Here is a 5,444-nt window from a genome sequence, read left to right as displayed (position 1 = left end):
TTGATCTCGACTTCGAAGGAATCGTCGATCTCCGGGTAGGCCGACACCGAGCAGAAGCTGGTGTGGCGGCGGGCGTTCGAATCGAACGGCGACTTGCGCACCAGGCGATGGATACCGGTCTCCGAACGCAGCATGCCGTAGGCGTAGTCGCCGGAGATCTTGAGGCTCGCCGTCTTGATGCCGGCGACCTCGCCTTCGGATTCCTCCAGCACCTCGACCGCGTAGCCCTTGCGTTCGGCGTAGCGCAGGTACATGCGCAGCAGCATGGCCGCCCAGTCCTGCGCTTCGGTGCCACCGGCGCCGGCCTGGATGTCGACGAAGCAGTTGAGCGGGTCGGCGGGGTTGTTGAACATGCGGCGGAACTCGAGTCTCGCCACTTCCTGCTCGATGCCGTCGACATCGGCGACGACCGCCTGCAGCGTTTCGTCGTCGTCTTCCTCACGTGCCATGACGAACAGCTCGGCGGCATCGCGCAGCCCGTCGACGACCCGGTTCAGGGTCAGCACGACGTTTTCCAGCGACCGCTTCTCGCGGCCAAGTTCCTGCGCGCGCTCGGCGTTATCCCAGATCCTGGGGTCTTCCAGTTCGCGCGCGACAGCCTTTAACTGATCGGCTTTCTGATCGTAGTCAAAGATACCTCCGCAGTTCGGTGGCGCGCTGACCGAGGTCGGCGAGCCGGTTTTCGATGATGTTGAGTTGTTCTGCTTCCATGGTGGCCCTGCCCGCTGGATGAATGAGGCTCGCATTATATACGCCGGACGGCGCTCGCCCGGCACCGGTTACAATGCGCCGGAAATCTTCTTTCCCCGACCCGACGGAGTGCACCGATGAAGCAGACCATTCTCGCCCTTTGCCTGGCCAGTGCAGGCCTCGCCGCTCATGCCGGCGGTTTCCGGCTCGAATCTCCCGAGATCAGGCCGCACGGCACGATCGCCAACGAGCAGGTGTTCAACGGCTTCGGCTGCAGTGGTGGCAATGTCTCGCCGGCGCTGGAATGGAAGAACCCACCCAAGGATGCCCGGAGCTTCGCCGTGCTGGTCCATGATCCGGACGCCCCCACCGGTGGCAGCGGCTGGTGGCACTGGCTGGTGATCAACCTGCCGGCGACGACCACGGCGCTGCCGCTGGGTGCCGGCAAGTCCGACGGTGCGGCTTTGCCCACCGGCGCCATGCAGATCAATACCGACTTCGGTGGGCCGGGCTGGGGTGGTCCCTGTCCACCCGTCGGCGACAAACCGCATCGCTATCACTTCACCGTCCATGCGCTCAAGGTGGATAAGCTCGAGGTGCCGCCGGGCGCCAGTGCCGCGCTGGTCGGCTTCCTGGTCAACGCCAACAGCCTGGGCAAGGCTACCCTGACCGGCAAATATGGGCGCAGCAAGTAAGGAGAAGTCGCGGCGGCCCGGCTGCGCCGGGTCAGGCCCGCCCGGCGACGGCAGGCGGATGCTGCGTGTACCTGCTCCGGGGCGGCCGATTCGCCAGGTGCTAGGGGCGGTCTTCTGCGCCTGGCTCGGCCGACAGGCTGAGCGCCAGCGCTCCGGCTGCGGTGCGCAGTTCCAGGCGGTCGCCAGCGCGACGCCAGGTCGCGCCACTGGCCAGAGCCTGCAGGAAAAGCGCTTCCTGTTCCATCAGTCCGGCAGGTTGTGGACACCTCTTGCGGGTGGCGGCCGGCGGGCTGATCGTGATGCTCTGGCCCTGGGTGGCGTACGAAGCAGTGTAGTTGTTGCAGCCGGCCGAGCCGGAAACCCGGCCGTCGTCGGCGAAACCCAGCGTCAGCGTGGAACCGGCGAGCAGGCTGACCACAGCCTGTTTGCCGTTGTTGTAGGCAGTGACCCGCCAGGCGCTGCCGCTGATCCCGTGTGCCTGCGCGTTGAAGGTCGCCAGCGGATTGCCGGCGCCATCGAGCAGGAGGAGTTGCCGGCCGTCCCGGCGGAAGCCCGTGGCCCGGCGCAACGCGTTGCTAAAGGCAGTCGCCTGGCGCATGACGGGTTCGGGGCAGGCCATCATGGTGGAGGCCAGTTTGCCGGTGATCTGCAGGTGGTCTTCCGTGGCCGCATAGCTGCCGTGGAAACGATTGCAGCCATCGCTGCCGTACAGCTTGCCGTCGGCGAAATGCAGTGTCGCCGACGGGCCGCCGGACACCGCGTGTCCGGCCAGGGAGGACAACTTCCAGTCAGTGTCGCCGAGCCCATCGTCGCCGTCGGCAGAGCCGGGGCTGTTGCAGGCGAGCAGCAGTCCGCCGACGACGGGCGAGAGCATCGCCATGATTGGTGTCTTCATCTTCTTCTCCCTTGCGCGGGTGTTCAGTGCCCCGCGGCTCAACATTGCGCCAATATCCTGGCGAATGGCCAGCGAAGTGTCGCGGCGTCCCGGCGTAGGCCGAGGAAGCGGTCGATGATCAGCCGGCTGGCCAACGACATGCGCTGGGTCAGGTCGGGGTCGTCGTGCACGAAAAGGTGCAGCGCAGTGGCGTCATCACCGGCCAGCAGTGTGCCGGATGCCGCTGCCCAGAAGACCGCGTGACAGTTGCTTGGCGACTCGTGGTCGAAGAGGAACAACATCGAACGGGCGACCAGCCGCGTCTCCTCGAACAACTCGCGGGAGGCCGCCTGCAGGCTGGATTCCCCGGGCTGGATGCCGCCGCCGGGCAGCAGCAGGAGCCCACCACGGTTTTCCACCAGCAGGATGCGCTGGTCGATCTCGACGATGACCGTCGCTCTCTGTCGTTTCATGTCCGTTGTCCGTTGCGTTGCAGGCGACCTGGCCAACGGTTCTGCCCGTTGCCGCTGGTCATCAAGCCGAGACCTTACCGCATTCTGGCCCTTGCGGCTTACGAAGCGAGCGCCAGCCGGTTGCAGTCAACCGCGACCAGAGCCTTTGCCTGATGGAAATCCCTGGCGCGACCACAGGCGTAGAGGCAGCAGGCCAGCTGGTTGGCGATCGGCAGGGGCAACGGGACTTCGCCGGCGAGAACGCGGCGCATCCAGCCGACGGTCGCCGGTGCATCGCAGCCGCTGGGCAGTTGCGGCAGGTTGCGCAGGCTGTCGTGTTCGGCCTCGAAGAGGACGTTGCTCACGCCATCGTGCACATGCTCGATCGTCGGCCGGCGTTTCGGATTGGCGAAAGGCTCACCTTCGGTGCCGCGCAGCAGCAGGGCGTGGGCACCGACCGTGGTCAGCACGCTGCGCATGCTGCCGATGTAGTCGGGGTGGGTGGCCGCGGCGAGGAGCAGCGCCTCGCCCTGGAAAGGATCGAGCATCTTGACCAGGCTGTGCGCACTATTGCGCAGGCCAAGGCGGCTGCGCAAGGCGAGCTGGCGCTCGAGACCGGGCGAGAGCAGGGGTAGCGGCAGGTAGGCAAGGCCGTGCTCGTCGATGACGAGCTGTGCCTGTTGCAGGCTGCTGCTCGGCGGCAGGCCATACTCGCGGAATACCTGCTCGCTGGTCACCCGTCCGTAATCGTCGCTCAGGCCATGCACCAGCACCGGCACGGCGTAGCGTTGCAGCAGCAGGGCCAGCAGCGGCGTCAGATTGGCCGTGCGGCGGGCGCCGTTGTAGCTGGGGATGACCACCGGCCGGATGTCGCCACGCGGCCGGCGCAGAGGCTGCAGGTTGGCGCTGGCGGCAGCGAGAAAGCCGACCATTTCGTCCACCGTCTCGGTTTTCATGCGCAGTGCAATGGCGATGGCGCCGAGCTCCAGGTCGGGGACCTCGCCGGCCAGCATCGCCGCGTAGAGCTGTTGCGCCTCACCGCACGACATGTCGCGCGCGCCTGTTGCGCCACGCCCTATTTCCCTGATGAAAAGCGCAAAATCCATTCCCACTCCCGTCATCGTCGGGCCGTTGGCGCGCGGCCGGCCCAGCTCCTGCGATGGTCGATCATCCGTCGCCGCTCCGCCACGCGCGTTGCCGAAAGTAGCGCATTATGCTTGATCCGGCCGCCTTGTCGGCAACTGGTCGAAGGCATCGGCTGGCGCCGGGCGGTGACGTTCCTCCTGGACGAAGCAATCGTCGTGCCAAGACGGCATCCGGCCGCAGGGGAAGACTGCCCGATGACCGACGTTCCTTTTCTGCCTCAGAGTGGTGCGCTGGCTCCTGCAATCGCTTCACGGCGGGGCGCTGCCGCATGCTGGCAGCCGGCTCCCGGAATACCGCATTGCGACCACTCGCAACGGTTCGTGCGGCAAGGGTCCGTCTCCCCGTTCTGCACGACGGAAAACCGTGGCAATCGGCACCCTGCCGCAGTTGGTCGCGCTGCGCCGCTCGTCGGGTGTGACCCGGAAGTGCCGGACGCCGACCGCCTCGTCGGTGCGGTGCAAAGCGAGCCTGAGGCGGGTGGTCAGCGTGCGCGTCTGCCAACCAGGGGCAGCGGGATGGTGTGGTGACAGTCGGGCGGTTCGTCCATTGAACTCCTCTCCATGCTACGGGCCATGCTGTTTTGCCGGGTTGCGCACTGTGCAGCTTGCCGTGCGGCAGCCGATACCTGGGTCGGAGCACATCCGGTCCTCACCCCTTGCCGCATCCGGGCAAAGTAAGATATTTCTATAAAAATTCATACCGACGTGCGTCTTCCGCCGCCCGCCGATAGTTTCCGGGAGAAGCGACATGGCAATCTTCGCGTCGACCGCGCGTTTACGGCGGCTTGCTTTTGCCGCAGCAGGCGCCTCGTGCTCGTTTGCGGCGCTGGCGCACGACCTGTGGCTGGCACGTGAGCAGAACGCTTTCGTCCTCTATCAGGGCCATCGCCATTCGGCGCATGAGGGGCAGGAAATCGTGCCTTATCCGGCGACGGCGGTGAGCGAGGCGATCTGCCTGGACGGCAAGGGAAGCCTGAAGGCGGTGCGCTATGGCAGTGCGCACCCGGTGCGCGTCGACGCCGATTGCGCGGCGGTGCCGGTGGCCATGTCCTCCGGTTACTGGACAAAGACCGTCTGGGAAACCAGGAACGTTCCGAAAACCGGGATCAGCGGCGTGGTGCAGAGCTGGCTGGCGGAAGAGACGGTCAAACGCGTCGAACGCTGGATTCCGGCGGCGGCCATGCCGATGTCGCCGCGGCTGGAGATCACGCCGCTGGTCGACCCGTGGTCGCTGACGCCGGGCGACAAACTCAGGCTGCGCGTGAGCTTTGCCGGCCAGCCGGTGGCTGGCGTACCGGTGGCCTACGATGGCGAAGTGCGTGGCACGACGGGCGACGATGGCAGCATTGCGCTGCGCCTGCGTCATCCCGGCATGCAAATGATCTCGGCGAGCGTCGAGCTGCCGCTCGCCGATGGCAAGGCAGACAGGCTGATCCGAGCGAGCGCGCTCAACTTCGAGCTGCCGGCAAGATGAGAAACCTGCTGCTGCTGCTCGCCATGGTGCTGAGCGGTTTCGCTGCCGCGCATGAAGTGCAGCATCGGCTGGCCACCAGCATGGCGATCAGCGTCTGTTTCACTTTTGCTGACG

Annotated in this window: 5 protein-coding genes and 1 pseudogene; 2 read left to right on the top strand and 4 right to left on the bottom strand. The window is 66.2% G+C overall.

Features of this window, described 5'->3' with window-relative positions; translation table 11 throughout:
• Positions 1-711: pseudogene (locus JNK99_RS07510) on the bottom strand (PCRF domain-containing protein); the annotation flags it as partial.
• A gap of 116 nt (positions 712-827) precedes the next feature.
• Between JNK99_RS07510 and JNK99_RS07505 the strand changes: the two are divergent.
• The gene (locus tag JNK99_RS07505; RefSeq protein ID WP_291850885.1) at positions 828-1,385 is read left to right on the top strand and encodes a YbhB/YbcL family Raf kinase inhibitor-like protein; all 558 of its coding nucleotides are present in this window, start codon (positions 828-830) and stop codon (positions 1,383-1,385) included.
• Between the two features lie 100 nt (positions 1,386-1,485).
• Here JNK99_RS07505 and JNK99_RS07500 read toward each other — a convergent pair whose 3' ends face one another.
• The 3 genes from JNK99_RS07500 to ybiB form a co-directional block, all read right to left on the bottom strand.
• Positions 1,486-2,280 carry an META domain-containing protein gene (locus JNK99_RS07500; protein ID WP_291850881.1) on the bottom strand — a complete coding sequence of 265 codons (795 nt, stop codon included), beginning with the start codon at positions 2,278-2,280 and terminating at the stop codon, positions 1,486-1,488.
• Positions 2,281-2,318: 38 nt separating this feature from the next.
• Positions 2,319-2,732 (bottom strand): NUDIX domain-containing protein, encoded by a 414-nt coding sequence (locus JNK99_RS07495; protein ID WP_291850878.1) that lies wholly within the window; start codon positions 2,730-2,732, stop codon positions 2,319-2,321.
• Between the two features lie 98 nt (positions 2,733-2,830).
• Positions 2,831-3,817 carry a DNA-binding protein YbiB gene (gene ybiB / locus JNK99_RS07490; RefSeq protein WP_291850876.1) on the bottom strand — a complete coding sequence of 329 codons (987 nt, stop codon included), beginning with the start codon at positions 3,815-3,817 and terminating at the stop codon, positions 2,831-2,833.
• Positions 3,818-4,604: 787 nt separating this feature from the next.
• Here ybiB and JNK99_RS07485 point away from each other — a divergent pair.
• A complete protein-coding gene (locus JNK99_RS07485) occupies positions 4,605-5,330 on the top strand; it encodes a DUF4198 domain-containing protein (RefSeq protein WP_291850873.1) in 726 nt (241 codons plus the stop codon).
• The last annotated feature ends 114 nt before the right edge of the window (positions 5,331-5,444 follow it).

This window comes from Accumulibacter sp. (genome assembly GCF_016789985.1).
GTDB lineage: Bacteria > Pseudomonadota > Gammaproteobacteria > Burkholderiales > Rhodocyclaceae > Accumulibacter.
Note: the sequence above shows the minus strand (reverse complement) of the source record. Positions and strands in the feature narration are given on the sequence as shown.